Origin of the sequence: Streptomyces sp. NPDC001980, assembly GCF_040296885.1 — a bacterium.
GTDB lineage: Bacteria > Actinomycetota > Actinomycetes > Streptomycetales > Streptomycetaceae > Streptomyces.
This window is the reverse complement of sequence record NZ_JBEOYD010000008.1, coordinates 226,935-252,870: the sequence shown is the minus strand read 5'-3', so window position 1 is coordinate 252,870 and position 25,936 is coordinate 226,935. Positions and strand designations below refer to the sequence as shown.

24 protein-coding genes are annotated in these 25,936 nt (G+C 70.9%); 14 read left to right on the top strand and 10 right to left on the bottom strand.

The window, feature by feature from the left end; all coding sequences use genetic code 11:
- Positions 1 to 19 precede the first annotated feature (19 nt).
- Together ABT137_RS15230 and ABT137_RS15225 are read left to right on the top strand one after the other, a co-directional pair.
- On the top strand, positions 20 to 1,702 hold the full coding sequence (locus ABT137_RS15230) for an AMP-binding protein (protein WP_351708150.1): 1,683 nt from the start codon (positions 20 to 22) through the stop codon (positions 1,700 to 1,702).
- Positions 1,699 to 3,306: an AMP-binding protein gene (locus ABT137_RS15225; protein ID WP_351708147.1), complete on the top strand. Its 1,608-nt coding sequence runs from the start codon at positions 1,699 to 1,701 to the stop codon at positions 3,304 to 3,306. The genes ABT137_RS15230 and ABT137_RS15225 overlap by 4 nt, the downstream gene beginning before the upstream one ends.
- Positions 3,307 to 3,395: 89 nt before the next feature.
- On the opposite strand, the gene ABT137_RS15220 is transcribed toward ABT137_RS15225, so the two are convergent.
- Positions 3,396 to 4,067, bottom strand: a complete 672-nt coding sequence (locus tag ABT137_RS15220; protein ID WP_351708144.1) for a hypothetical protein — start codon at positions 4,065 to 4,067, stop codon at positions 3,396 to 3,398.
- Positions 4,068 to 4,275: 208 nt separating this feature from the next.
- Between ABT137_RS15220 and gcl the strand changes: the two genes are divergently transcribed.
- A complete protein-coding gene (gcl, locus tag ABT137_RS15215; RefSeq protein ID WP_351708141.1) occupies positions 4,276 to 6,060 on the top strand; it encodes a glyoxylate carboligase in 1,785 nt (594 codons plus the stop codon).
- Between the two features lie 198 nt (positions 6,061 to 6,258).
- Here gcl and ABT137_RS15210 read toward each other — a convergent pair whose 3' ends face one another.
- The 4 genes from ABT137_RS15210 to ABT137_RS15195 all read right to left on the bottom strand — a co-directional run bounded on the left by ABT137_RS15210 (position 6,259) and on the right by ABT137_RS15195 (position 10,296).
- Positions 6,259 to 6,501, bottom strand: coding sequence for a hypothetical protein (locus ABT137_RS15210; RefSeq protein ID WP_351708138.1), 243 nt, complete (start codon positions 6,499 to 6,501; stop codon positions 6,259 to 6,261).
- Positions 6,502 to 6,857: 356 nt separating this feature from the next.
- Positions 6,858 to 8,348 carry a catalase gene (locus ABT137_RS15205; RefSeq protein WP_351708135.1) on the bottom strand — a complete coding sequence of 497 codons (1,491 nt, stop codon included), beginning with the start codon at positions 8,346 to 8,348 and terminating at the stop codon, positions 6,858 to 6,860.
- Positions 8,349 to 8,532: 184 nt separating this feature from the next.
- Positions 8,533 to 9,426 carry a 2-hydroxy-3-oxopropionate reductase gene (locus ABT137_RS15200; protein ID WP_351708132.1) on the bottom strand — a complete coding sequence of 298 codons (894 nt, stop codon included), beginning with the start codon at positions 9,424 to 9,426 and terminating at the stop codon, positions 8,533 to 8,535.
- Between the two features lie 39 nt (positions 9,427 to 9,465).
- A complete protein-coding gene (locus ABT137_RS15195; protein ID WP_351708129.1) occupies positions 9,466 to 10,296 on the bottom strand; it encodes a TIM barrel protein in 831 nt (276 codons plus the stop codon).
- Positions 10,297 to 10,428: 132 nt separating this feature from the next.
- On the opposite strand from ABT137_RS15195, the gene polX reads away from it, so the two are divergent.
- The 9 genes from polX to ABT137_RS15150 all read left to right on the top strand — a co-directional run bounded on the left by polX (position 10,429) and on the right by ABT137_RS15150 (position 18,670).
- On the top strand, positions 10,429 to 12,168 hold the full coding sequence (polX, locus tag ABT137_RS15190; protein WP_351708126.1) for a DNA polymerase/3'-5' exonuclease PolX: 1,740 nt from the start codon (positions 10,429 to 10,431) through the stop codon (positions 12,166 to 12,168).
- Positions 12,169 to 12,294: 126 nt separating this feature from the next.
- Positions 12,295 to 12,549 (top strand): YkoF family thiamine-binding protein, encoded by a 255-nt coding sequence (locus ABT137_RS15185; RefSeq protein WP_351708123.1) that lies wholly within the window; start codon positions 12,295 to 12,297, stop codon positions 12,547 to 12,549.
- On the top strand, positions 12,546 to 12,914 hold the full coding sequence (locus ABT137_RS15180; RefSeq protein ID WP_351708120.1) for a helix-turn-helix domain-containing protein: 369 nt from the start codon (positions 12,546 to 12,548) through the stop codon (positions 12,912 to 12,914). Before ABT137_RS15185 ends, ABT137_RS15180 begins: the two co-directional genes overlap by 4 nt.
- A 126-nt stretch (positions 12,915 to 13,040) precedes the next feature.
- A complete protein-coding gene (gene uraD, locus ABT137_RS15175) occupies positions 13,041 to 13,553 on the top strand; it encodes a 2-oxo-4-hydroxy-4-carboxy-5-ureidoimidazoline decarboxylase (RefSeq protein WP_351708117.1) in 513 nt (170 codons plus the stop codon).
- A 4-nt stretch (positions 13,554 to 13,557) separates the two neighbouring features.
- Positions 13,558 to 13,953 (top strand): hydroxyisourate hydrolase, encoded by a 396-nt coding sequence (uraH, locus tag ABT137_RS15170; RefSeq protein WP_351708114.1) that lies wholly within the window; start codon positions 13,558 to 13,560, stop codon positions 13,951 to 13,953.
- 6 nt (positions 13,954 to 13,959) lie between these two features.
- Positions 13,960 to 14,892, top strand: a complete 933-nt coding sequence (gene pucL, locus ABT137_RS15165; RefSeq protein WP_351708111.1) for a factor-independent urate hydroxylase — start codon at positions 13,960 to 13,962, stop codon at positions 14,890 to 14,892.
- Between the two features lie 125 nt (positions 14,893 to 15,017).
- Positions 15,018 to 16,394 (top strand): 8-oxoguanine deaminase, encoded by a 1,377-nt coding sequence (locus ABT137_RS15160; protein ID WP_351708108.1) that lies wholly within the window; start codon positions 15,018 to 15,020, stop codon positions 16,392 to 16,394.
- A 211-nt stretch (positions 16,395 to 16,605) separates the two neighbouring features.
- Positions 16,606 to 17,994, top strand: coding sequence for a nucleobase:cation symporter-2 family protein (locus ABT137_RS15155; RefSeq protein WP_351708105.1), 1,389 nt, complete (start codon positions 16,606 to 16,608; stop codon positions 17,992 to 17,994).
- A gap of 55 nt (positions 17,995 to 18,049) precedes the next feature.
- Positions 18,050 to 18,670, top strand: coding sequence for a TMEM175 family protein (locus ABT137_RS15150; protein ID WP_351708102.1), 621 nt, complete (start codon positions 18,050 to 18,052; stop codon positions 18,668 to 18,670).
- 5 nt (positions 18,671 to 18,675) lie between these two features.
- Here ABT137_RS15150 and ABT137_RS15145 read toward each other — a convergent pair whose 3' ends face one another.
- Positions 18,676 to 19,752 carry an Lrp/AsnC family transcriptional regulator gene (locus tag ABT137_RS15145; RefSeq protein WP_351708100.1) on the bottom strand — a complete coding sequence of 359 codons (1,077 nt, stop codon included), beginning with the start codon at positions 19,750 to 19,752 and terminating at the stop codon, positions 18,676 to 18,678.
- 170 nt (positions 19,753 to 19,922) lie between these two features.
- Here ABT137_RS15145 and ABT137_RS15140 point away from each other — a divergent pair, with 170 nt between their 5' ends.
- Together ABT137_RS15140 and ABT137_RS15135 are read left to right on the top strand one after the other, a co-directional pair.
- Complete coding sequence (locus tag ABT137_RS15140; protein WP_351708097.1) at positions 19,923 to 21,185, top strand: metal-dependent hydrolase family protein; 1,263 nt, start codon at positions 19,923 to 19,925, stop codon at positions 21,183 to 21,185.
- On the top strand, positions 21,185 to 22,756 hold the full coding sequence (locus ABT137_RS15135; RefSeq protein ID WP_351708094.1) for an AbgT family transporter: 1,572 nt from the start codon (positions 21,185 to 21,187) through the stop codon (positions 22,754 to 22,756). The genes ABT137_RS15140 and ABT137_RS15135 overlap by 1 nt, the downstream gene beginning before the upstream one ends.
- Before the next feature lie 5 nt (positions 22,757 to 22,761).
- Here the strand turns inward: ABT137_RS15135 and ABT137_RS15130 are convergent, their stop codons facing one another.
- The 4 genes from ABT137_RS15130 to ABT137_RS15115 are packed head-to-tail and all read right to left on the bottom strand — an operon-like array spanning position 22,762 to position 25,926.
- Complete coding sequence (locus ABT137_RS15130) at positions 22,762 to 23,559, bottom strand: alpha/beta fold hydrolase (protein ID WP_351708091.1); 798 nt, start codon at positions 23,557 to 23,559, stop codon at positions 22,762 to 22,764.
- Positions 23,556 to 24,578 carry an LLM class flavin-dependent oxidoreductase gene (locus ABT137_RS15125; RefSeq protein WP_351708088.1) on the bottom strand — a complete coding sequence of 341 codons (1,023 nt, stop codon included), beginning with the start codon at positions 24,576 to 24,578 and terminating at the stop codon, positions 23,556 to 23,558. Before ABT137_RS15125 ends, ABT137_RS15130 begins: the two co-directional genes overlap by 4 nt.
- Positions 24,578 to 24,898 carry a ferredoxin gene (gene fdxA, locus ABT137_RS15120; protein ID WP_351708085.1) on the bottom strand — a complete coding sequence of 107 codons (321 nt, stop codon included), beginning with the start codon at positions 24,896 to 24,898 and terminating at the stop codon, positions 24,578 to 24,580. The genes ABT137_RS15125 and fdxA overlap by 1 nt, the downstream gene beginning before the upstream one ends.
- An 11-nt stretch (positions 24,899 to 24,909) precedes the next feature.
- On the bottom strand, positions 24,910 to 25,926 hold the full coding sequence (locus ABT137_RS15115) for an NAD(P)/FAD-dependent oxidoreductase (protein ID WP_351708082.1): 1,017 nt from the start codon (positions 25,924 to 25,926) through the stop codon (positions 24,910 to 24,912).
- Between the last annotated feature and the right edge of the window lie 10 nt (positions 25,927 to 25,936).

The following is a 25,936-nucleotide window of genomic DNA, read 5'->3' as shown; positions in this document are numbered from 1 at the left end:
GGTACTGAAGGAGACGCGTATGACGAGTGCGACGGAGGACTTCCGCGGGGCACGGGACTTCCTGCTGGAAAACCGTGCGGACTACGCCACCGCCTACGAGGGCTTCCAGTGGCCGCGTCCGGATCACTTCAACTGGGCGCTGGACTGGTTCGACGTCATCGCCGAGGGCAACGACCGCACCGCCCTGCACATCGTCGAGGAGGACGGCTCGGAGACGAAGCTGTCCTTCGCCGAGCTGTCCGAGCGCTCCGACCGGGTCGCGAACCACCTGCGGGCGCGGGGCGTCGAGCCGGAGGACCGCATCCTCGTCATGCTCGGCAACCAGGCCGAGCTGTGGGAGACCGCGCTGGCCGCGATGAAACTGCGGGCCGTGGTCATCCCGGCCACCCCGCTGCTCGGCCCGGCCGACCTGCGCGACCGGGTCGACCGGGGCCGGGTGAAGCACGTGCTCGTGCGGGCTGAGGACGCCGCCAAGTTCACCGAGGTGCCGGGGGCCTACACCCGGATCGCGGTCGGCGGGCTGCCGCCGTCGGAGGCGGGGCCCTGGGAGCCGTACGAGGACGCGTACACCGCCTCGGCCGACTTCGTGCCCGACGGCCCCACCCTTGCCGACGACCCGCTGATGCTCTACTTCACCTCGGGCACCACCGCCCGCCCCAAGCTGGTCGAGCACACCCACACCTCGTACCCCATCGGGCACCTGGCCACCATGTACTGGATCGGCCTCAAGCCCGGTGACGTGCACCTGAACATCTCCTCGCCGGGCTGGGCCAAGCACGCCTGGTCGAACCTCTTCGCGCCGTGGAACGCGGAGGCCACGGTCTTCATCCACAACTACAGCCGCTTCGACGCGGGCCGGCTGATGGCCGAGATGGACCGGCACGGGGTGACGTCCTTCTGCGCCCCGCCGACGGTGTGGCGCATGCTCATCCAGGCGGATCTGAGCCAGCTGGCGACCCCGCCCCGCGAGGTCGTCGCGGCGGGCGAGCCGCTCAACCCCGAGGTGATCGAGCAGGTGCGGCGGGCCTGGCACGTCACCATCCGGGACGGGTTCGGGCAGACCGAGACGGCCGTGCAGGTCTCCAACAGCCCCGGACAGCCCCTGAAGACCGGGTCGATGGGCCGCCCCAGCCCGGGGTACCGGGTGGAGCTCCTGGACCCGGTCAGCGGCGCTCCCGGTGTGGTGGAGGGCGAGATCGCGCTCGACCTGTCGGCGCGGCCGGTAGGCCTGATGACGGGCTACCACGGGGACGCCGACCGTACGGCGGAGGCGATGGCCGGCGGCTACTACCGCACCGGGGACATCGGCTCCCGGGACGAGGACGGCTACATCACCTACGTCGGCCGCGCGGACGACGTGTTCAAGGCGTCCGACTACAAGATCAGCCCGTTCGAGCTGGAGAGCGCGCTCCTGGAGCACGAGGCGGTGGCCGAGGCGGCCGTCGTGCCCGCGCCGGACGAGCTGCGGCTCGCCGTGCCGAAGGCGTACATCGTGCTTGCGGCGGGCTGGGAGCCGGGCCCGGACACCGCGAAGGTGCTCTTCGAGCACTCGCGGCAGGTCCTGGCGCCCTACAAGCGGGTCCGCCGGCTGGAGTTCGCCCCGCTGCCGAAGACCGTGTCCGGGAAGATCCGCCGGATCGAGCTGCGCGAGGCCACGGCCGCCGGCTCGGCCGACGAGTACCGCGAGGAGGACTTCCGGTGAGTTCGTCGTACACACACGGCACGAGCGGCACCACGCTGCTCGGCGACACCATCGGGGCCGACCTGGACCGGGCGGTCGCGGCCTGGCCGGACCGCGAGGCGCTGGTGGACGTACCGGCCGGCAGGCGCTGGACCTACGCCGAATTCGCCGCCGACGTCGACCGGTTGGCCTGCGCGCTGCTCGCGAGCGGGGTCGCCAAGGGCGACCGGGTGGGCATCTGGGCGGTCAACTGCGCCGAGTGGGTGCTGGTGCAGTACGCCACCGCCCGGATCGGCGCGATCATGGTCAACATCAACCCGGCCTACCGCACCCACGAGGTCGAGTACGTCCTCAACCAGGCGGGGATCTCCCTGCTGTTCGCCTCGCTCAGCCACCGGACCAGCGACTACCGGGCGATGGTGGAGGAAGTGCGGGGCAGGTGCCCCGAGTTGCGGGAGACGGTCTACATCGGGGACCCGAGCTGGGAGGCGCTGACCGCCCGCGGGACGGCCGACCGGAGCAGCGAACTGGCCATCCGTACGGCCGAGTTGTCCTGCGACGACCCCATCAACATCCAGTACACCTCGGGCACCACCGGCTTCCCGAAGGGCGCCACCCTCTCCCACCACAACATCCTCAACAACGGCTACTTCGTGGGTGAGTCCATCGCCTACACCGAGCAGGACCGGATCTGTATCCCGGTGCCCTTCTACCACTGCTTCGGCATGGTGATGGGCAACCTGGCCGCCACCTCGCACGGCGCCTGCATGGTGATCCCGGCCCCGTCCTTCGACCCGAAGGCCACCCTGGAGGCGGTCCAGCAGGAGCGCTGCACCTCGCTCTACGGCGTCCCGACCATGTTCATCGCGGAGCTGAACCTCCCCGACTTCGCGTCCTACGACCTGTCCTCCCTGCGCACCGGCATCATGGCGGGCTCGCCCTGCCCGGTCGAGGTGATGAAGCGGGTGGTCGCCGAGATGCACATGGCGGAGGTCTCCATCTGCTACGGCATGACGGAGACGTCCCCGGTGTCGCTCCAGACCCGGATCGAGGACGACCTGGAACACCGCACCGGCACGGTCGGCCGGGTGCTGCCGCACCTGGAGGTCAAGGTCGTCGACCCGGCCACCGGGGTCACCCAACCGCGCGGCACGGCGGGCGAGTTGTGCACCCGGGGCTACAGCGTGATGCTCGGCTACTGGAACGAGCCCGAGAAGACGGCGGAGGCCGTCGACCCCGGGCGCTGGATGCACACCGGCGACCTGGCGATGATGCGCGAGGACGGGTATGTCGAGATCGTCGGCCGCATCAAGGACATGATCATCCGGGGCGGCGAGAACATCTACCCGCGCGAGATCGAGGAGTTCCTCTACGCCCACCCCAAGATCCGGGACGTCCAGGTGGTCGGGGTGCCGCACGAGAGGTACGGCGAGGAGGTCCTGGCCTGCGTCATCCCGCACGACCCCGCCGCCCCGCCGACCCTGGACGAACTCCGCGCCTTCTGCGAGGGCCGCCTGGCCCACTACAAGGTGCCGAGCCGCATCCAGATCCTGGAGACCTTTCCCATGACGGTCTCGGGCAAGGTCCGCAAGATCGAACTGAGGGAGACTTACAGCGCCCGGTAAGCAGCAGCGCCCGTCAGGGGCGCGGGGCTGTATTCGATATGCGGCTCCGCCGCGTGGGCGCGACCAGCCCCCACCGGCCCGCAGTCAGGTCACTCACCTGCGGCATGCAACTCATCCGCAGGACTGTTGACCGGCTGAGGCGTCCCCGTCAGGTCCAGAACAAACAACGGCACCCCCAACGCGTCGGCCCGCTCACGCGCCTCCTCGGCGTACCCCGCAAGGGAGAAGTACACGCACCCCGAATCCTCCGTCATCGCCGTCAGCCACAGGCACTCCACGTCCCGCAGTGAGGCCGGCTGTACGGTCGGGTCCACCTGGGCCACCAGCCCCCGGGCGGCCAGCCCAATGCCGGACGGTGGCCGCTGGTCGGCCCGCCGTATGTCCCGGTAGCCGAGCCAGCGCAGATAGAGCGCGGCCGCGGTGACCGCGTCCCGGGCGGTGCGGATCGTCACGGGGTGGAAGGCGGGCCGGGGCTCGGGGTCCGGCGGCGGCGCGGACACCGCCCCGGCGACCGCGATCCGCAGCACCGCCCCGCACGGGCAGCCCAGCTCCGGCTGCGGCCACTGGTCCCGGCGGCCGCAGGAGCCGCAGCTCACCGTCACCCAGTCCGCGTCCCAGGCGCGGTGCGCCACCGGCGTCGGCCCGGCCGTGCCGTCGAGGCTCGGGGTGACCGGCGCGCCGCAGGCGCACGGGTACGACGGCGCGGTGTAGACGTGCTCGCGCCGACAGGCCGGACAGCGCACCGGCACGCTCTCGGACATGGCCCCACCTCAGGCGTCGCGTCGGTTCAGCCGTCCCATGGTGCTCCCGCCGGGGCCCGGTTGTCCGTCCCTTGACGACGTTCGTCACCGCACCTACATTGATTTCAGATAGTAGAAGTTATTTTCCGTAATGCGGAAAACTTGAGGCAATGCTCACCGCGGGGCGCGACGGGAGCAGGCATCCGACAGCCGAAAGCAGGAGTTCTCGATGGCTCGTATGACCGCTGCCCGCGCGGCAGTTGAGATCCTCAAGCGCGAGGGCGTCACCGATGCGTTCGGTGTGCCCGGCGCGGCGATCAACCCCTTCTATGCGGCGCTCAAGGCCTCCGGCGGCATCCACCACACCCTCGCCCGCCATGTCGAGGGCGCCTCGCACATGGCCGAGGGCTACACCCGTACGCACCCCGGCAACATCGGCGTCTGCATCGGCACCTCCGGCCCGGCCGGCACCGACATGATCACCGGCCTGTACTCGGCCACCGGTGACTCCGTCCCGATCCTCTGCATCACCGGCCAGGCCCCGACCGCGGTGATCCACAAGGAGGACTTCCAGGCCGTCGACATCGCCTCGATCGCCAAGCCCGTCACGAAGATGGCGGTCACCGTGCTGGAGGCGGCGCAGGTTCCGGGCGTCTTCCAGCAGGCCTTCCACCTGATGCGCTCCGGCCGTCCGGGTCCGGTCCTGATCGACCTGCCGATCGACGTGCAGCTCACCGAGATCGAGTTCGACCCGGAGACGTACGAGCCCCTCCCGGTCTACAAGCCGGCCGCCACCCGCGCCCAGATCGAGAAGGCGATCGGGATGCTGAACGCCGCGGAGCGTCCGCTGATCGTCGCGGGCGGCGGTGTCATCAACGCGGACGCCGCCGAACTCCTCGTCGAGTTCGCCGAGTTGACGGGCACTCCGGTCGTCCCGACGCTGATGGGATGGGGCGTGATCCCCGACGACCACGAGCTGAACGCCGGCATGGTGGGCCTGCAGACCTCGCACCGCTACGGCAACGCGACCTTCCTGGAGTCCGACTTCGTCCTCGGCATCGGCAACCGCTGGGCCAACCGCCACACCGGCAAGCTGGACGTCTACACGGCCGGCCGCACCTTCGTCCACGTGGACATCGAGCCCACCCAGATCGGCCGGATCTTCGCCCCCGACTACGGCATCGCGTCCGACGCGAAGGCCGCCCTGGAGCTCTTCGTCCAGGTGGCAGGGGAGTTGAAGGCGTCGGGCGGCCTCCCCGACCGCTCGCGGTGGGCGGCGTCGGCGCAGGAGAAGAAGGCGACCCTCCAGCGCCGTACCCACTTCGACGACATCCCGATCAAGCCGCAGCGCGTCTACGAGGAGATGAACAAGGCCTTCGGCCCGGAGACCCGGTACGTCTCCACGATCGGCCTCTCGCAGATCGCCGGCGCCCAGATGCTGCACGTCTTCCGGCCCCGGCACTGGATCAACTGCGGCCAGGCGGGCCCGCTCGGCTGGACGATCCCGGCCGCGCTGGGCGTGGCCAAGGCCGACCCGGAGGCGTCCGTGGTCGCCCTCTCCGGCGACTACGACTTCCAGTTCATGCTGGAGGAACTCGCGGTCGGCGCGCAGCACAAGATCCCGTACGTCCACGTCCTGGTCAACAACTCCTACCTGGGCCTGATCCGGCAGGCGCAGCGGGCGTTCGACATCGACTTCCAGGTCAAGCTGGAGTTCGAGAACATCAACTCGCCCGAGCTGGGCGTCTACGGAGTCGACCACGTCAAGGTCGCCGAGGGCCTGGGGTGCAAGGCGATCCGGGTGACGGACCCGGCGGAGCTGGGCGCGGCCTTCGAACAGGCCAAGAAACTGGCCGCCGAGCACCGGGTGCCGGTCGTCGTGGAGGCGATCCTGGAGCGCGTCACCAACATCTCCATGTCGACCACCAACGACATCTCGAACGTCGTCGAGTTCGAGGAGATCGCCACCGAGCCCGGCCACGCGCCCACGTCCATCAGGACGCTGAAGGTCTGAGCCGGCGCGGACGAGAGCGGGCGGCCCATCCAAGGGATGGGCCGCCCGCTTCGCGTGGTGGGTGACTCGGTGCCCGCCGCCCCCGTGCCGGCGGGCACCGTGTGACGTGAATATGCCCCCTGACTGGGGCGGTTGAAGCATCCTGAACAGAGTTCAGAGCTTTATTTGAGGATGGGCCGGTGCGTTCCTCCCGGTACCTCAGCTTTCGGGATGTTCGGTCAGCCCGGGCCAGTCGTCCGGGCCGCCGCCCTGCCACTCGATGAGGTCGCTCTCCTCGACCTCGATCCGGTCCAGGTCGGCCATCCGCAGGATCTCGACCACGTCGTCGAGGTGGGAGGCGATCCCCAGGGTCACGTCGCCCTCGGTGACCCGCCGGGAGCCGTCCAGGGCCGGGGCGTGCACGACGATGTGCGGGAACTCCGTCGGTGGATGTGCAGTCATGCCACAAGGCTCCTGCGGCACGGCCGGAAGCGCACGCCGAAGCGCCGGACGCGGGCGGTTCCGCATCCGGCGCTCGGGGAGTCCGTGGGGTTCTCCTCGGCTGTGGCCGTCCGACGGCGCGAGGCTGGGCGCGACAGGACGTTCGCGCCGCCGGACGGGGCTCAAGGGGGTGTGGCTGGGACCGCGGCGGGTGCGACGGAGCCGGGGGCGTCCTTCCCTCTGGTCGGGAAGAGCGCCCGGATCCTTCACCACCGCACTGGCTCGCACGCCGCCGCGGTCCTCGCCCCGCCCGCGCGCCGACACCGACCGGTCACCCCTCATCCGGGCCGGTCGGCCGCCGCGGGCCGCCTGTGGGGTCAGTCCTCGCGCAGGGCGCGGACCGCCTCCGCCACGCGCCTGCCGTACTCCGGGTCGGCGGCGTGGAAGTGGGCCAGGTTCTTCTCGATCACGTCGTCGCGGGTGACCTGCGAGAGGCTGCCGGCGATGTTCGCCACCAGTCGCCGCTGCTCCTCCGCGGACATCAGGCGGTACAGCTCGCCCGCCTGGGAGAAGTCGTCGTCCTTGGTGTGGAGCGGGGCCTCGTGGGTGCCCGTGTGGCCGGTCACGGCGAGGGGTGCCGACAGGGGGCGGCCGGTCTCCACCGGGCCGTCGTAGGAGTTCGGCTCGTAGTTCTTGGCGTGCCGGCCCTGGGCGTTGGCGGCCATGAAGCCGTCCCGGCCGTAGTTCCGCGAGGTCGTCGCCTTCGGGGCGTTGACGGCCAGCAGGGTGTGGTTGACGCCCAGGCGGTAGCGGTGCGCGTCCGCGTAGGCGAACAGGCGGCCCTGGAGCATCTTGTCGGGGGAGGGGCCGATGCCCGGCACGAAGTTGTTCGGGGAGAACGCCGCCTGCTCGACCTCGGCGAACACGTTGTCCGGGTTGCGGTCGAGGACCAGGCGGCCCACCCGCCGGAGCGGGTGGTCCCGGTGCGGCCACACCTTCGTCAGGTCGAAGGGGTTGAAGCGGTAGTCGGCCGCCTCCGCCGCCGGCATGATCTGCACGTACAGGGTCCAGGACGGGTGCACGCCCCGCTCGATGGCCTGGAGCAGGTCCGTCTGGTGCGAGTTCGGGTCCTTGCCCGCCAGTTCGGCGGCCTGCTCGCCGCTCAGGGAGCGGACGCCCTGGTTGGTCCTGAAGTGGTACTTGACGAAGAAGGCCTCGCCCTCGGCGTTCGTCCACTGGTAGGTGTGCGAGCCGTAGCCGTTCATGTGGCGGTACGACGCCGGGATGCCCCGGTCGCCCATCAGCCAGGTCACCTGGTGCGTGGCTTCGGGGGCGTGGGCCCAGAAGTCCCAGACGTTGTCCGGCTCCTGACGGCCCGAATGGGGGCACCTCCCACGCCTTTCGGGCAGTGGGGGAGGGTCTCGCTTCTGCGAGTGGATGAAGTCCGGGAACTTGAGCGGGTCCTTGATGAAGAACACCGGGGTGTTGTTCCCGACGAGGTCGTAATTGCCCTCCTCCGTATAGAACTTGACGGCGAAGCCGCGTGGGTCGCGGACGGCGTCGGCGCCGCCGAGGGAGTCGGCGACCGTCGAGAAGCGCAGGAAGACCTCGGTGCGCCGGCCGACCGCGCGCAGGAAGTCGGCGTGGGTGAACCCGGTGACGTCGTCGGTCACCTCGAAGTGGCCGTACGCGCCGCTGCCGCGGGCGTGCACCACGCGCTCCGGGATCCGCTCGCGGTTGAAGCGCGCGAGCTTCTCCAGGAGGTGCTGGTCCTGGAGCAGGAGCGGGCCGCCGATGCCGGCGGAGGCGGAGTTCTGGTTGTCGGCGACCGGGGCGCCGGACTCGGTGGTGAGCACGCGCTTCGACATCGTGGGCCTTCCGTGCGGGTGTCAGCGGAAATCCGTTTCCGCTTCGTGGAGCCTTCTGGGAGCCTAGGATCGGGTCGACCAGGGCGTCAACAGTTTGTTGAAGTGGTTTCCGGGCGGTGCCGGCGCCTGGGCGCGACAGGACAGGTGTCAGCGCCGGCACCGCCCGGAAGTCGGGTGGTCCGGCTCAGACCTGCGCGCCGGACAGGCGCTCCACCGCGCGCAGCAGCGCCGAGTGGTCGAGGCCGCCGTCGCCCTGCGCACGCAGGGACGCGACCAGTTGGGCCACCACGGCGCCGACGGGCAGGGCGGCGCCGACGGTGCGGGCCGCGTCCGTGACGATGCCCATGTCCTTGTGGTGCAGGTCGATCCGGAAGCCCGGCTTGAAGTCGCGGTGCAGGAAGTTGTCCTTCTTCCGCGTCAGCACGGTCGAGCCGGCCAGGCCGCCGTTCAGCACATCCAGCGCGGCCGCCAGGTCCACGCCGGACTTCTCCAGGAAGACCACGGCCTCGGCGCACGCCTGGATGTTCACGGCGACGATCAGCTGGTTGGCGGCCTTCACGGTCTGGCCGGAGCCGTGCGGACCGCACAGCACGATGGTCCGGCCCAGCGCCTCGAAGATCGGCTTCGCGGCGTCGAAGTCGGCCTGCTCGCCGCCGGCCATGATGGAGAGCACGGCCTCGACGGCACCGGCCTCACCGCCGGACACGGGCGCGTCGAGCACCCGGATGCCCTTGACCCGCGCCGCCTTCGCCAGGTCGACGGAGGTCTGCGGGGTGATGGACGACATGTCGACGAGGAGCGCGCCGGACCGTGCGTTCTCCAGGATGCCGTCCGGGCCGTACGCGATGGCCTCGACCTGCGGCGACGCGGGGACCATGGTGATGACCACGTCCGCGTCCCGCACCGCCTCGGCGATCGAGGCGGCCGCGGTGCCGCCGGCGGCGGCCAGCCGGTCCAGCTTGTCCTGCTCCAGTGTGAAGCCGGTGACGTCGTAACCCGCCTTGATCAGGTTCTCGGACATCGGGGAGCCCATGATGCCGAGGCCTATCCAGGCGATCTTGGGGAGTGTGCTGCTCATAGGGGGTGCCTCTCTGCCTGCTCTGCAAAGTCGGGGAGTTCAGCGCGCTTCGCGCGGGAGCCACTCGAAGGCTTCGGGGCTCGGGCGGTCGCCCGGCTTGTACTCCAGGCCCACCCAGCCGTCGTAACCGGCCTTCCGCAGCCGGCCGAGGAGGTCTTCGAGGGGGAGCGAGCCCGTGCCAGGGGCGCCGCGGCCCGGGTTGTCGGCGATCTGGACGTGGCCGGTCTTCGAGGCGTACCGCTCGATCACCGACGGCAGGTCCTCGCCGTTCATCGACAGGTGGTAGAGGTCCATCAGGAAGCGGGCGTTGCCGAGTCCCGAGGTCTCGTTCACCTTGTCGACGACCGCGACCGCGGCCGGCGCCGACACCAGCGGATACCGCGGCGACTCCGGCTCGTTGAGCGCCTCGACCAGCAGGACCGCCCCGTTGCGGTCGGCCGCCTCCGCGGCGCGGACCAGGTTCTCCAGGGCCAGCGCGTCCTGTTCGGCCGGGTCCACGCCGTCCACGCGGTTTCCGTACAGGGCGTTGAGTGACCGGCAGCCCAGGGTGCGGGCGAAACCGGCCGCCACGTCGATGTTGGCGCGGAACCTCGTCGACTCCTCGCCCGGGACCGACAGGGCACCCCGGTCGGGGCCGGGCAGTTGTCCGGCGTAGAAGTTCAGGCCGGTCAGCCGGACGCCCGCGGCCGTGATCGCTTGGCGCAGCGCGTCGAGTTCCGACCGCTCGGGGGTGGGGGAGTCGACCCAGGGCCACCACAGCTCGACCGCGGTGAAGCCGGCCGCGGCGGCGGCTGCGGGGCGCTCCAGGAGCGGGAGTTCCGTGAAGAGGATCGACAGGTTGACGGTGAAGCGCTGCTCTGCAAATCCCATGGGGGTGGGCGCTCCCTTCCACTGTCTTATTTCCACAATGTGGAAGTTGATTTCTGCTTAATGGAAGACTGCCTGTGACCGGGGAGAGCTGTCAAGAGCGCCCGCGCAAAACCCGCGCCCTACCCTGAAGGCATGGCTCGGTCCAACGACGAGGTGGCCGCACTCCTCCAGGAGTACGCGGACCTGATCTCGATCACCGGCGGAGACGCGTTCAAGACGCGGGTCTACGAGAAGGCCGCCCGGTCCGTCGGCGGTCACCACGCCGACGTCGCCACGCTCGGCCTCAAGGGGTTGCAGGAGATCCCGAACGTCGGGAAGTCGATCGCCCAGAAGATCCGCGAGTACTTCGACAGCGGCACGGTGGCCGCCGTCGAGGAGCTGCGGGCGAAGATCCCGGACGGGGTCCGGCGGCTGACGGCCGTCCCCACCCTCGGCCCGAAGAAGGCCATGGCGGTCTACGAGGAACTGGGCGTCTCGTCGGTCGACGAACTCGCCGCCGCCATCCGCGACGAACGGCTGCGCGACCTCAAGGGCTTCGGGCCGAAGACCGAGGAGAACATCCTGCACGGCATCGAACTGCTCCGGTCCTCCGGCGGGCGGGTGCAGATCGACGTGGCCATGGAACTGGCCGAGGACATCGTGGGCGCGCTCTCCGCCGTGCCCGGCTGCAGGCGGTGCACGTACGCCGGGTCGCTGCGCCGGATGCGCGAGACCATCGGCGACATCGACATCCTCGCCGCGGCGACGGACTCCGCGCCGCTCATGCGGGCGTTCACCGGGCTGCCGTACGTCACCGAGGTCATCGGCCAGGGCGGGACCAAGACGTCCGTGCGCACCGGCAAGGGCCTCAACGTCGACCTGCGGGTCGTGCCGCCGGACTCGTGGGGCGCCGCGCTGCAGTACTTCACCGGCTCGAAGGCCCACAACATCCGCACCCGCGAGATCGCGGTGCACCAGAAGCTCAAGCTCTCCGAGTACGGCCTCTTCGACGTCGAGAGCGGCGGGAAGGTCGTCTCCGGGACCGAGGAGGAGGTGTACGCGCGCCTCGGCCTGCCCTGGATCCCGCCGCCGCTGCGCGAGGACCGCGGGGAGATCGAGGCCGGACTGCGCGACGAGCTGCCCGAGCTGGTCACCGAGGCCGACCTGCGCGGTGACCTGCACACCCACACCGACCTCACCGACGGGCTCGCCCCGCTGGAGGAGATGGCCGAGGCGGCCGCCCGGCGCGGGTATGCCTACTACGCCATCACCGACCACGCGCCCGACCTGGCCATGCAGCGCATGACCGACGAGCGGATGCTGGCCCAGCGGGAACGGGTGCGCGAGCTGGACGGCACGTACCCCACCAAGGGCCGGCGCGGCGGGCTGCGGCTGCTGCACGGCACCGAGCTCAACATCGGCCCCGAGGGCGAGGTGGACTGGCCCCACGACTTCCTCGCCGGGTTCGACCTGTGCGTGGCTTCCGTGCACTCGCACTTCAGGCAGAGCCGCGAGGCCCTGACCCGGCGGCTCGTCCGGGCCTGCGAGAACCCGTACGTCAACGTCATCGGCCACCCCACCACCCGCCTCATCGGCAAGCGGCCCGGCATCGACGCCGACCTCGACGCGGTCTTCGAGGCATGCGCCCGCACCGGCACGGCCCTGGAGATCAACGCCCACCCGCACCGCCTCGACCTGCGCGACGAGGACATCCTGCGGGCCCGCCGGCACGGCGTGAAGTTCGCCGTGAACAGCGACGCCCACGCCGTCCCGCACCTCGCCAACATGCGCTACGGCATCGGCACCGCCCAGCGCGGCTGGCTCACCGCGGACGACGTGATCAACACTTGGCCGGAACGGCGGTTGCGGAGCTTCCTGCGCAAGGGCCGGTGAGCCCCGCCTCGGGCCCCCGGCGACCGTTTGCGGAGGGCGGAGGGGGGCCATGGTCCGTTAGGGTCGCCTCGTGGCGGCCGGAGTGGGTCCGTCGCGGCCGGGTCAGGGATGTGTGCTGGGGGCGCAATGCGACTGAGAGTGGAGTTCACCACCGAGCCCTTCGATCTCGACGAGGCTCCCGCGCATGCGCTGGTCGCCCGTGAGGTCATCGAGGCGGCCGAGCTGGACGCGGTGGACGTCGGGCCGTTCGGCAACACGGCGGAGGGCGGCTCCGACGCCGTGCTCACCGCCGTGGACGCGCTGCTGCGCCGGGCCCTGGAGGCCGGGGCCACCCGGATCTCGCTCCAGGTCAACGTGGTGGGGGAGGGTGACGACAAGTGACCGGAAACGGGGACGAGCCCTTCATCACCGCCGTGAAGCCGCTGGTCGACGCCATGGGCGGGGAGATGCTCCCGCCCGACGAGGCCGGCCCCGACGACGTCGTGCTCGCCTGGGAGGGCGTCGACGTGGTCGCCGTACGACTGCCGCAGCTCGCGGACTCCCTCGACCACATCCTGGCCGCCATGGAGCGCAAGCAGGGCAAGCCACTGGCCGACCTGGACCGCAAGGCGAAGCAGGAGGTCGTGCGCATACTGGAGGCGCGGGGCGCCTTCTCCGTACGGCACGGCGTGGAGACCGTGGCGAGCGCGCTCGGGGTGAGCCGCTTCACCGTCTACAACTACCTCAACCGGGACAAGGACAGCTGACCTCCCGGTGCGCCCCGGGGGTTGTTACGCGGAATTTTCAACAAAGTGTTGACCCTGGGTTCCGGAGGGCGTTAGCTAACGGCAGCCCGTTCAGCACGAAGGCCGCATACGGCCACGGAGGCTCCCGTGACGTCGACTTCCACGCCCCCGGGCCTGGCCCGGTTCAACGACCTGGAGGAGCACGCGGCCTTCGCCGCCCTCCACGAGGCGTGCGCCTCCACGACCTGGGCCCGGCGCCTGCTCGCCGCCCGCCCCTACGCCACCCCCGAGGCCCTCTACTCCGCCAGCGACGCCGCCATGGCCGAGCTGAGCAAGGCGGACCTCGCCGAGGCCATGGCCGGGCACCCGCCGATCGGCCGTCCCAAGCCGGGCGACCCCACCTCGGCCCGGGAGCAGTCCGGCATGGCCGGCGCCGCGGACGGCCTCAAGGCGGAGATGCTCGAACTCAACCTGGCCTACCAGGAGCGGTTCGGCCATGTCTTCCTGATCTGCGCCACCGGCCGCAGCGGCGAGGAGATGCGGGACGCGGTCAAGGAGCGGATCGGCAACCCGCCGGAGCGGGAGCGGGAGATCGTCCGCACCGAGCTGGGAAAGATCAACCGCATCCGGCTCGCCCGACTCGTCGAAGAGGACGCCTGACACCATGAGCACCAGCAGCACCGCCTCCGTGTCCACCCACATCCTGGACACGAGCGTCGGCCGTCCCGCCGAGGGCGTCGCGGTTCAGCTCTCCGCCCGCCCCGGCCGGGAAGCGGACTGGCAGGCGCTCGGCGGTTCCGCGACCGACGCGGACGGCCGGTGCAAGGACCTGCCGGCGTTGCCGGAGGGCACCACACACGTACGGCTCGACTTCGCCGTGGAGCCGTATTTCGAGAAGAAGCAAGCCGATGCGCAGCAGGACGCCCCCGCGAATCGGGACAGCGGACCGGCCGTGTTCTTCCCGGAGGTGGCGATCACGTTCGCCGTCGTACCGGGCGAGCACTACCACGTACCGCTGCTGCTCAACCCGTTCGGCTACTCCGTTTACCGAGGGAGCTAGCTACACATGCCTACGATTCTTGGACAGAACCAGTACGGCAAGGCCGAGAACCGGGTCGTCAAGATCACGCGGGACGGTGCCACCCACCACATCAAGGACCTCAACGTCTCGGTGTCGCTCTCCGGCGACATGGACGAGGTCCACTACTCCGGCTCCAACGCCAACGTCCTGCCGACCGACACCACCAAGAACACGGTGTTCGCGTTCGCCAAGGAGCACGGCATCGAGTCCGCCGAGCAGTTCGGCATCCACCTCGCCCGCCACTTCGTGACCTCGCAGGAGCCGATCCACCGGGCCCGGATCCGCATCGAGGAGTACGCCTGGGAGCGCATCGAGGCCTCGGACGCCAACTCGAAGTTCATCGGCGCGGACGAGGTCAAGCACTCCTTCGTGCGCAAGGGCCAGGAGACCCGGCTCACCCAGATCACGTACGACGGTTCGCAGTGGGAGGTCATATCCGGCCTCAAGGACCTCGTCGTGATGAACTCGACCAACTCCGAGTTCTGGGGCTACGTCAAGGACAAGTACACGACCCTCCCCGAGGCGTACGACCGCATCCTGGCCACCCAGGTCTCCGCCCGCTGGCGGTTCAACTGGACCGACGACGAGCAGAAGATGCCGAGTTGGGAGAAGTCCTACGAGCAGACGAAGAAGCACATGCTCCAGGCCTTCGCCGAGACGTACTCCCTCTCCCTGCAGCAGACGCTGTACCAGATGGGTTCGCGCATCATCAACAACCGGGGCGAGATCGACGAGGTCCGCTTCTCGCTCCCCAACAAGCACCACTTCCTCGTCGACCTGGAGCCGTTCGGGCTCAAGAACGCCACCGAAGACGGTGCCGTGTACTACGCCGCCGACCGGCCCTACGGCCTGATCGAGGCGACCATCCTGCGGGACGGCTGCGAGGCGCGGATACCGGTGGACCTCACCAACCTCTGACCTCCCCTCTTATCGGCACCCTCGGCCGGGGACGCGGGCTCCTCGGGCTTCCCGGCCGCGGCACTCAAATCCCCGGGGTCCTGCCGTGCCCTCACCACAAGTCCACTGAGCGAAAAGGACGAATCATGGCAGCAGACCAGCGCATCGTCATCGAGAACTGTTCGATCGCGACCGTCGACGCCCACGACACCGAGTACGCGAACGGATACGTCGTCATCGCCGGCAACCGCATCGAGTCGCTCGGCGCGGGCCGGGCCCCCGAGGCCCTGGAGAACGTCGTACGCCGTATCGACGCCACCGGCCACCTGGTGACCCCCGGCCTGGTCAACACCCACCACCACTACTACCAGTGGATCACCCGCGGCCTGGCCACCGACCACAACCTCTTCAACTGGCTGGTAGCCCTCTACCCGACCTGGGCGCGCATCGACGAGCCCATGGTGTACGCGGCCGCGCAGGGCTCGCTCGCCATGATGGCCCGCGGCGGTGTCACCACCGCGATGGACCACCACTACGTCTACCCGAAGGACTCCGGCGACCTGTCCGGCGCGATCATCCGCGCCGCCCGCGAGACGGGCGTCCGCTTCACCCTCGCCCGCGGCTCCATGGACCGCAGTGAGAAGGACGGCGGACTGCCCCCGGACTTCGCCGTCGAGACCCTCGAAGGAGCCCTCACCGCCACCGAGGCCACCGTCAAGGAGCACCACGACCCCTCCTTCGACGCCATGACCCAGGTGGCCGTCGCGCCCTGCTCGCCGTTCTCCGTCTCCACCGAACTCCTGCGGCAGGGAGCCGAGTTGGCCCGCCGACTCGGAGTGCGCCTGCACACCCACGGCTCCGAGACCGTCGAGGAGGAGCAGTTCTGCAAGGAACTGTTCGGGATGGGCCCGACCGACTACTTCGAGTCCACCGGCTGGCTCGGCGAGGACGTGTGGATGGCGCACTGCGTCCACATGAACGACTCCGACATCGCCGCGTTCGCCCGCACGCAGACCGGCGTCGCCCACTGCCCGTCCTCCAACGCCCGCCTCGCGGCCGGGATCGCGCGCGTCCCCGACATGCTCGCCGCCGGCGTCCCGGTCGGCCTCGGCGTCGACGGCACCGCGTCCAACGAGTCCGGCGAACTCCACACCGAGCTGCGCAACGCGCTGCTGATCAACCGCCTCGGCGCACACCGGGAAGCGGCCCTGAACGCCCGCCAGGCACTGCGCCTCGGCACCTACGGTGGCGCCCAAGTCCTCGGCCGTGCACGCCAGATCGGTTCCCTCGAACCCGGCAAGCTCGCCGACCTGGTCCTCTGGCGGCTGGACACCCTCGCCCACGCCTCCATCGCCGACCCGGTGACCGCCCTGGTCTTCGGCGCGGCCGCCCCGGTCACCGCCTCCTTCGTGAACGGCCGTCAGATCGTCGAGGCGGGCCGCCTGCTGCACGTCGACGAGGACGCGATCGCCCGCGCGACGCGGGCCGAGGCCCAGCGGCTGGCGCAGATCGCCGGCCAGTAACTCCATTTCTCCGCAAGACACCTGAGCTCCGGTCGGGAGGGACGGCTCCCGGCCGGTGGCCGTGGACCCCGAAAGGGTCCACGGCGGCCGCCTCCCGGGCGCGCGCTGTCACGCGCGCGCCCGGGAACGGTCACCGTCCTTCGGTCCCGCACGACCACCTCCCTGAAACCCGTGTCAGAGCCGATGCGTAACCGACCGGAGGAGAGCCGCAGTGTCAGCAGCATCCGCGCGACAAGTGCACCCCGTCGACGAGAAACTCCCCGCCCTGAAAATGGCCACCACCGGCCTGCAGCACGTGGCCGCCATGTACGCCGGAGTGGTCGCCCCGCCCCTGATCGTCGGCGCGGCCATCGGCCTCACCGGCACCGAACTGACCTTCCTGACCGCCGCCTGCCTCTTCACCGCGGGCCTCGCCACCTTCCTCCAGACCCTCGGCGTCTGGAAGATCGGCGCCCGGCTGCCCTTCGTCAACGGCGTCACCTTCGCCGGGGTCGCCCCGATGACCGCGATAGCCGCCTCCACGCACGACAGGTCCGACGCCCTGCCGGTCATCTTCGGCGCCGTGATCGTCGCCGGCCTCCTCGGCTTCCTCGCCGCCCCCTTCTTCAGCAAGGCCGTCCGCTTCTTCCCGCCCGTCGTCACCGGCACGGTCATCACGCTCATCGGCGTCTCGCTGCTGCCGGTCGCCTTCGGCTGGGCGCAGGGCCCCGACCCGACGGCCAAGGACTACGGTTCGGCGAAGTACCTGGGGCTGGCCGCCGCAACTCTCCTCATCGTCCTGGTCGTTCGCCGCTTCACCCACGGCTTCGTCAAGCAGATCGCCGTGCTGATCGGCCTGGTCGCCGGTACGGTCGTCGCGATCCCGTTCGGCGTCACCGACTTCGGCCCGGTCGCGGACGCGGACGTGATCGGCTTCCCGACGCCCTTCCACTTCGGCGCCCCGCAGTTCCAGATCACCGCGATCCTCTCCATGTGCGTGGTGATGGTGGTCTCGATGACCGAGTCGACCGCGGACATGCTGGCGCTGGGCGAGATCGTCGAACGGCCCGCCGACGAGCGGACGATCGCGGCGGGGCTGCGCGCCGACACCCTCGGCTCGGCGATCAGTCCGCTCTTCAACGGGTTCATGTGCAGCGCGTTCGCGCAGAACATCGGCCTGGTCGCGATGACCCGGATCCGCAGCCGGTTCGTGGTCGCGGCAGGCGGCGGCTTCCTGGTGCTGATGGGGCTGTGCCCGATGGCCGCCTCGCTGATCGCCGTCGTACCCCGTCCGGTCCTGGGCGGCGCGGGCGTGGTGCTGTTCGGCTCGGTGGCGGCCAGCGGCATCCAGAACCTGGTCCGGGCCGGCCTGGAGAAGGACGAGAACGTCCTGGTCGTCGCCGTCTCCCTCGCCGTCGGCATCATCCCGGTCACCGAGCCGGACTTCTACCACGCCTTCCCGGAGACCGCCCGGATCGTCCTCGACTCGGGGATCTCGACGGGGTGTGTGGCGGCGGTGGTGCTGAACCTGGTCTTCAACCACCTGGGCCGGCGGCGCGCGGAGGCGAGGGGTATGACGGAGGCCGCCGTTCCGCTCGCGGCGCCTCAGTCGATCACGTGACGCGGCGACGGGGGTGGCGGTAGAAAGTCACCGTGAGCCGACGGGGGAGTGCGTCATGAACGAGTCGGGCCGTGTGGAGGCCTTCAGCGACGGGGTCTTCGCCATCGCCGTCACCCTGCTCGTCCTGGACATCAAGGTGCCGAAGACCACGGAGGGCGACAGCCTCTGGCAGGCACTGGGCGACCAGTGGCCGTCGTACGCCGCCTATGTGGTGAGCTTCCTGGTCGTCGGGATCATGTGGGTCAACCACCACCAGCTGTTCAGCTATGTCGCCAGGGTCGACCGGAAGCTGATGTTCCTGAACCTGCTGGTGCTGATGGTGGTGTCCGCCGTGCCCTGGCCGACGGCGATGCTCGCCGAGTACCTGCGCGAGGACGCGTCCTCGCACGCGGCGGCGGCCGTCTACAGCCTGGTGATGGTCCTGATGGCGGCCGCCTTCCAGGCCCTGTGGTGGCATCTCACCCGGACCGGCCACCTCTTCGACGCCCGCGTCGACGTCGAGGCCGCGCGTGCCACCCGCGCCCGCTTCGCGCTCGGCTCACTCGGCTACCCGGTCACCGTCGGCCTGGCCTTCGTCTCCGCGCCGCTCACCCTGGCCGCACACGGCCTGCTCGCCCTCTACTACGGTTTCAACCAGGTACCGGTCCCGACCCGCCCGGACCGGACCACGCCGTAGCGTCCTCACGTCCAGGCGGCCGAACCGAGCGCGCGGCGCTCGCCGGCGGCCTGGGGGTTCCGCAGCGGGACCACCCCGACGCAGCGGCCGTCGTGGTCGAGCAGGCGGCCCATGTGCTTGACGGTGCGCAGCACCACCGAGCGGTCGGCGACGGTCAGCCGGGGCAGCTTGCGGGACAGGTGCGCCTCGAACGCATGCACATCGCGCAGGTCGCGGAGCCAGACGTCGATCACCAGGTTGTACGGCCCTGCCGTGATCGCGCACGAGCGGACCTCGCGCACCCCGGCCAGCACCCTGCTGGTCTCCTCGACGTACTGGCCCGGCACCGAGGCGAAGTAGACGGCGGACAGCGGCCAGCCCGACAGCGGCCGGGCCAGGTCGCAGCGCAGGGAGAGCCGGGACGCGAGCAGCGACTGCACTCGGCGGCGCAGGGTGGTGAGGCTGGTGCCGGTGGCCGCCGCCAGGTCACGCAGCGACATCCGGCCGTCCACGCTCAGGAGTTCCAGGAGGCGGGTGTCCAGTTCGTCCCAGTGCGGCTCGGCCAGGGGCGCCGGGAGGCCGGACGGGGGCAGCGCCGCTTCGAGGCGGGCGGCCTGGGCCTCGTCCAGACTGCGCAGCCGCCACCGGCTGCCCTCCGTCGAGACGCCGGTCGAGACATGCGTGCGGGTCGCCCGTACCCCCGGGGTCCGCTGGAAGAGGGAGGTGGTGAGCCGGGCCAGGTCGTCCAGGCTGCGGGTTTGCACGGCGGCCACCAGGTCCCGGCCGCCCGCCGTGAGCTTGATGTTGGGCACGGCCGGGTCCTTGGCGACGGTCTGTGCCACGTCCTCGGCGGCGCCCGGCTCGGCGTCCACCTCGACGATCCCGGTGACCACGATCCGCGGGTCGTACAGCCGGGGGTAGGCGGTCACCCAGGCCAGGCCCGCCTCCTGGAGCCGCTGCCAGCGCCTTGCCGCGGTGACCGGGTTGACCCCGAGGACCTCGCCGACGAGCGTCCACGGCGCCCGGGGACGGATCTGCAGGGCGTGCACCACACACCGGTCCAGTTCGTCGAGTTCCGGCTCCGGGGCGGCACGATCCTGCACGCCCAGGGGCGGCGCTTCTCTGCACGCGGTAGGGGAATCCGGCGCGAAGTCTGCATCGTCACACCAGGTTTTCTTCAGCATTCCACACTCCCTTCTCCTGTCCCCGACTGTCCCCGACTGCCCCCGACTGTTCTCGACTGTTCTCGACAGAGGAGGAGTGACCGCACCCCATGACGGAAACCGACGCCCCCCAGACCGCTCTGCGGATCCATGGCGCCCGCCTCATCGACGGCACCGGCGCCGCCCCGATGGACGACGCCGTGGTCACCATCGATGCCCACGGCATCATCGCTTATGCCGGTCCCGCCGCGACCGCCCCGCCCGCCGCCGGTGAGCGGAGCGTCGACGCCGCCGGCCGCACCGTACTGCCCGGCTTCTTCGACTGCCACGTCCACCTCGCCTACGCACACGGCTCGCATCCCGGGCGGCGCGCCGAACTCGACCCCGTGCTGGTCACTCTGGACACCGTCACCCGGCTGCGCCAGACCCTCGACGCCGGCATCACCACCGCCCGCGACCTCGGCGGCCTGTCGGCGGGCTTCCGTACGGCCGTGGAGACCGGCCGGGTCGTCGGCCCACGGCTGCACACCGCCGTACGCATCATCAGCCACACCGGCGGCCACGCCGACGTGCGGCTGCCCGACGGCACCGATCTGAGCGCCGGGATGTCCGAGATCGCCGACGACACCGCGGCGGCCCGGCTCGCGGTGCGCCGGGTGCTGCGCGACGGCGCCGACCTGGTGAAGGTCTGCGCCACCGGTGGCATGGGCAGCCCGTACGACGACCCCGACGACGAGGGCCTGCTTGAGGAGGAGATCCGGGCCGTCGTGGACGAGGCCCGCCGGCACGGCGGCAAGCCCGTCGCCGCGCACGCCCAGGGCAACGCGGGCATCCTCAACGCCATCCGGGGCGGCGTCACCAGCATCGAGCACGGCTACGGCCTCGACGAGCGCGCCCTCGACCTGGCCGCGGAGCGCGGGGTGTTCGTCGTACCGACGCTGTCCACCGTGTACGCCGGCATCAACAAGGAGACGATGCCGGACTACCACTACCAGAAGAAGACCCGCTGGTCCGGCGTCACCAAGGAGAACATCGCGCGGGCCGTCGAGTATGGTGCCCGGATCGCCCTCGGCACGGACGCCGCCGTCGGCCCGCACGGGGTGAACCTGATGGAGCTCTCCTACCTGGTGGACCTCGGCATGGACCCCATGGCCGCCATCGTCGCCGGCACCCGCACCGCCGCCGAACTCCTCGGCGTCGCCGACCGCCTCGGCACCCTCGCCGCGGGCCGCACCGCCGACCTGATCGTCTGCGACGGGGACCCGCTGCAGGACATCGGCGTCCTCGGCGACCCCGCGAACATCGTCTGCGTCGTCCAGGACGGCGTCGTACGCAAGGACCTGCTGCCGACAGCGCCGGAAGGGCGGCTCTGATGTCCTCACTGACCGACCTTCCCGCCCCGAGCGAGTCCCCCGACAGAGGGCGGCGCAGCGGTGTCGACCGGGTGCTCGCGCTGATCGAACGCGCCGGCAACGCGCTGCCCAACCCGATCCTGCTCTTCACCGCCCTCTTCCTGCTCCTTGCCGTGGTCTCCACCGCGCTCTCGCTCGCCGACGTGCACGTCACCGTCCCCGGCACCACCGACACCAAGCAGGTCACCGGGCTGTTCACCGGCGAGGGCGTGCGCTGGCTGACGGAGAACCTCGTCACCAACTTCGCGACCTTCCCGCCCGTCGCCGCCGTGCTGCTCATGATCATGGCGGTCGGCGTGGCCGAGAAGGCCGGGCTCCTGGAGACCGTCATGCGGGCCACCCTGGCCCGCGCGCCCCGGGCGCTACTGCCGTACCTGGTCGCGCTGGTCGCCTGCCAGGCGCACATGATCAGCGACGTTGCCGCGATCGTGCTGCCGCCGCTGGCCGCCGTGGTCTTCAAGAGCGCCGGCCGCCATCCGGTGGCCGGTCTGATCGGCGGTTTCGCGTGTGTCGGAGCGGGCTACGCGGCCGGGTTCACGATCGGCTCGCTGGACGCCCTCTACATCGGCATCACCCAGCAGGCGGCCTCGGTGCTCCCGGCCGCCAAGGGCCTCGACCTCAACCTCCTCGTCAACTACTTCTTCACCGCCTCCAGCAGCCTGGTCCTCGGCGCGCTGGGCGGGTTCCTCATCAGCCGCGTCCTGGAACCCCGCCTGGGCCCCTACGAGCCCTCCGCCGACGAGCCGGAGGAGGAGCAGGACCTCGCCCTCACCCCCGTCCAGCGCCGGGGCCTGCTGTACACCGCGCTCGTCGTCCTCGCGTACGCGGCCGCGGTGCTGTCGCTGTGGCTGCCCGAGGGCGGCCCGCTGCGCGGCGACGGCGGGACACTGGTGCCCTCCCCGCTGCTCACCGGCATCGTGCCGGTGCTGTTCGGGGCGTTCCTGCTGGCCGGCCTGACCTACGGCTTCACGGTCAAGGCGCTCAGCGGCTCGGAGGGCGTGGTCACGGCCATGACCGGCTCGGTGCAGAACATGGCCGGCTACCTCGTCCTGATGTTCGTGGCCTCCCAGGTCATCGCCCTGTTCAACTGGTCCGACGTCGGCATCCTGCTGGCGGTGAAGGCGGCCGCCGGTCTCGACGCGATCGGCCTGACCGGCTTCTGGGCGCTGGTCGCGTTCGTGCTCCTCGCCGCCTGCCTGAACCTGTTCATCGTCTCCGGGTCCGCGCTGTGGTCGCTGGTGGGGCCGGTGTTCGTGCCGGCCTTCATGCTGCTCGGCATGAGCCCGGCCCTCAGCCAGGCGGCGTTCCGCATCGGCGACTCGGCCACCGGCATCATCACGCCGATGAACCCGTACGTCTTCCTGCTCCTCGCCATGCTCCGCCGCTACGAACCCGACGCCCGGCTCGGCACCCTCATCTCCCGGCTGGCCATCTTCACCGTGCCGTTCCTGGTGGTGTGGCTGGCGATCCTGGGCGTCTTCTACGGCTTCGACCTGCCGCTCGGTCCGGGCGCGCACATCGGCCTCAAGTGACCGGGTTACCCGGCCGCCGCCCAGTCCCGTACGACCTTCGCGAACTCCCCGGGCAGCTGCTCGGGGAGTGGCACATGTCCGCCGGACAGCACCCGGGTCTCGCAGCCCAGGGCGGCCGCGAACTTCTCCAGGGAGGGCAGGGAGTAGTGGTCGCCGGGGGCGCAGACGGCGAGCGTACGGGCGGTGACGAGCGGCAGCCTGCGGTCCATCCCGTAACCGCGGACGGCGACGTGACCGTCCTCGACGCGGTCCAGCACGGTCAGCGCGTCCACCATGAAACGGGTCAGCGCGGCCTCCTGGCCCACCTCGTAGAAGCCGCGCCGGCGGTTCCACAGGTCGAGGAGATGGGAGCCGTCGGGGCGGGGGTCGACCAGGTCGACCGGCTTGCGTTCGGCGGCCGTGCGCCGTTTCTCGTCGTCGATGAACGGGGTCGCGGACAGCAGGAGGCTGGCCACCCGATCCCGGAGCCGGGCGGCGAGCTCCACCGCGATCACCCCGCCGGTGTGGTGGCCGACGAGATGGAATCGGTCCAGGCCGAGGGCGTCGGCCAGCTCCTCGGCCGCGTCGGCGAACCGCTCTATGGAGTGCGGCCCCTCGGGCTTGGCGGAGGCGCCGAAGCCGAGGGTGTCCATGGCGATCGCGCGGTGTCCGGCGCCGACGAGCGGCAGCACGTCCAGGTACTCGGTCCAGGAGCGCGGTGTCTGATGGAGCATCAGGACAGGCTCGCCGGCGCCGCACTCGGCGTAGTGCAACTGGCCGAACCTGCTGGGCACATAGCCTTTGTGCACGGTTTTCTCCCTCATTTGAGTTGGGGCAGCACAGCGCTGCCCACGGCCTCGATCAGCTCGGTGGGCGGGTCGTAGGAGCCGACGTGCTGGAGGAACACTCCGGTGACCCCGCTCGCGGGCAGGGTGCGCAGCCGGCCCGCGATGTCGTCGGCGGTGCCGAACAGACAGAACTCCTCGGCGAACCGGAGCGCCTGCTCGTCGCTGATCCACGCCGAGCAGATGTCGACGGCCGCCTGCCAGTCCTCCGCGTGGACGAGGTCCGGATAGACGCCCTCGACCTTTTCCGGCACGTGGACGTCGATGCCCGCGAGAGCGAGGAAGGGCGCCCCGCCGTTCTGGGCGATCGAGGCGCAGATCGGCTTGAGCTGCCGGGCCTCGGCCTCGACGTCGTCGGTGACGGCACAGAACGCGGAGACGGTGAGCGGGAGCCGGGCCGCGCGTCCGGCGGCTCCCTCCCGCACCCGGGCGGTCGCCTGGGCGAGGGTCCGCGGGGAGACCCCGCTGAGCAGGATCACCCCGTCGGCGATCTCCCCGGCCAGCCGCAGGTTCCTCGGCCCGCTCGCGGCCAGGTGAAGGGGTATCCCCGGACTCCCCGGAGACCCCGGGCCCGGGTCGCGCAGGCGTGAGCGGACCTCGCCCGGGAACTCCCACTCCTCGCCGGAGAGCAGGGCGCGCAGCATCCCGACGCCCTCGCGCATCGCCGCCGAGGTGCTCTGCCGCAGCCCGACCGGGCCGACCGAGCTGTTGCCGACGCCCAGGCCGAGGGTGAAGCGGTCGGGCGCGAGTTCGGCGACGCTCCGTGCGGCGGAGGCCACCACGGCCGGGTGCCGGGTCGCCAGGTTGGTGACCGCGGTGCCGAGGCCGATGCGGTCGGTGCCGAGGGCGGCGGCGGTGAGCGTGGTGAACACGTCCCGCCACAGCAGCTGGGAGTCCGGGAACCAGACGTCGTCGAAGCCGAGTTCCTCCGCCCGCCGGACGGTCTCCAGCACGCGGTCGGCCCGGTCGCAGGGCGGGACCCGGATGCCGACCCGCATCAACGGGCCTCCACCAGCGGGGTGTCGACGCCCACCGGGCCGAGCCCGTTCGCACCGCCCGGCGACCCGAGCGGCGCCGCCCGCCCCGGCAGGGTCTCCTCGAAGAACCGCCTGTTGTCGGCGCGGAACTCGGGGTCGGCGAGCCGGTCCACGGCGATCGCCTGCTCGGGGCAGGCCGTCTCGCAGGCACCGCAGTCGATGCACTCGGCGGGGTTGATGTAGAGCTTGCGCTCGCCCTCGTAGATGCAGTCGACGGGGCACTCCTCGACACAGGAGCGGTCCATGATGTCGACGCAGGCCGAGCCGATGACGTAGGCCATGTCGGTTCTCCTCAGGAATCTGTCGAGTGGCCGGGGAACAGCGCGGCCTCGGGGTCGATGACGGTGGCCGCGTTGTTCACGGCGGTGGCGACCTCGCCGAAGCCCACGGCGATCAGGCGCACCTTGCCGGGGTAGTCGGTGATGTCGCCGGCGGCGAAGACCCGGGGGAGGTTGGTGGCCATGCGGGTGTCGACGGCGATCCGGCGGGCGTTCAGGGCGAGCCCCCAGTGCTGGAGCGGGCCGAGGTCGGCGACGAAGCCGAGGGCCGCGACCACCGCCTCGGCCGGGATCTCCCGGGTGGCCCGGGTGGTGCGGTGCCGCAGCTCGACCCGCTCCACGCGCGCGGTGCCGTGCAGGGCGCTGACCTCGGTGTCGGTGATGATCTCGATGCCGAGTCCGCGGACCTTCGCCACGCTCGCGTGGTGGGCGCGGAAGCGGGCGGTGCGGTGCACGAGCCGCACGGACCGGGCGATCGGGGCGAGTACGGCGGCCCAGTCGAAGGCGCTGTCACCGCCGCCGACCACCACCACGTCCTGGCCGGTGTGCTCGGCGGGGTCCGGCACGAAGTACACCTGGCCGCGGCCGAGGAAGTCCTCGCCGGCCGGCAGCGGCCGGGGCGTGAAGGTGCCCACCCCGCCGGTGACGACCACCGCCCCGGCCCGGACCACGGCCCCCCGGTCACTGCGCACCACCGGGAGCAGGTCGGGCCCGTGCGTCAGCTCGACGGCCCGGTGGCCGAGGAGGTGGCGCGGCCCGTACGGCTCCGCCTGTGCGACCAGGTTCGCCACCAGGTCCCGGCCGCGCACCGCCGGGAACCCGGCGATGTCGTGGATGGGCTTCTCCGGGTACATCGCGCTGATCTGCCCGCCCAGCTGCGGCAGCACGTCCATGACGGTGACGCGCAGTCCGCGGAAGCCGGCGTAGTAGGCGCCGTAGAGGCCGGCCGGGCCGGCGCCGATGATCAGGATGTCCGTCTCGATCGTGCCGGGGGTGTCCGTGCTCGTCGGCACGTCGGTGAGAACGCTCATGGCCCGGGAG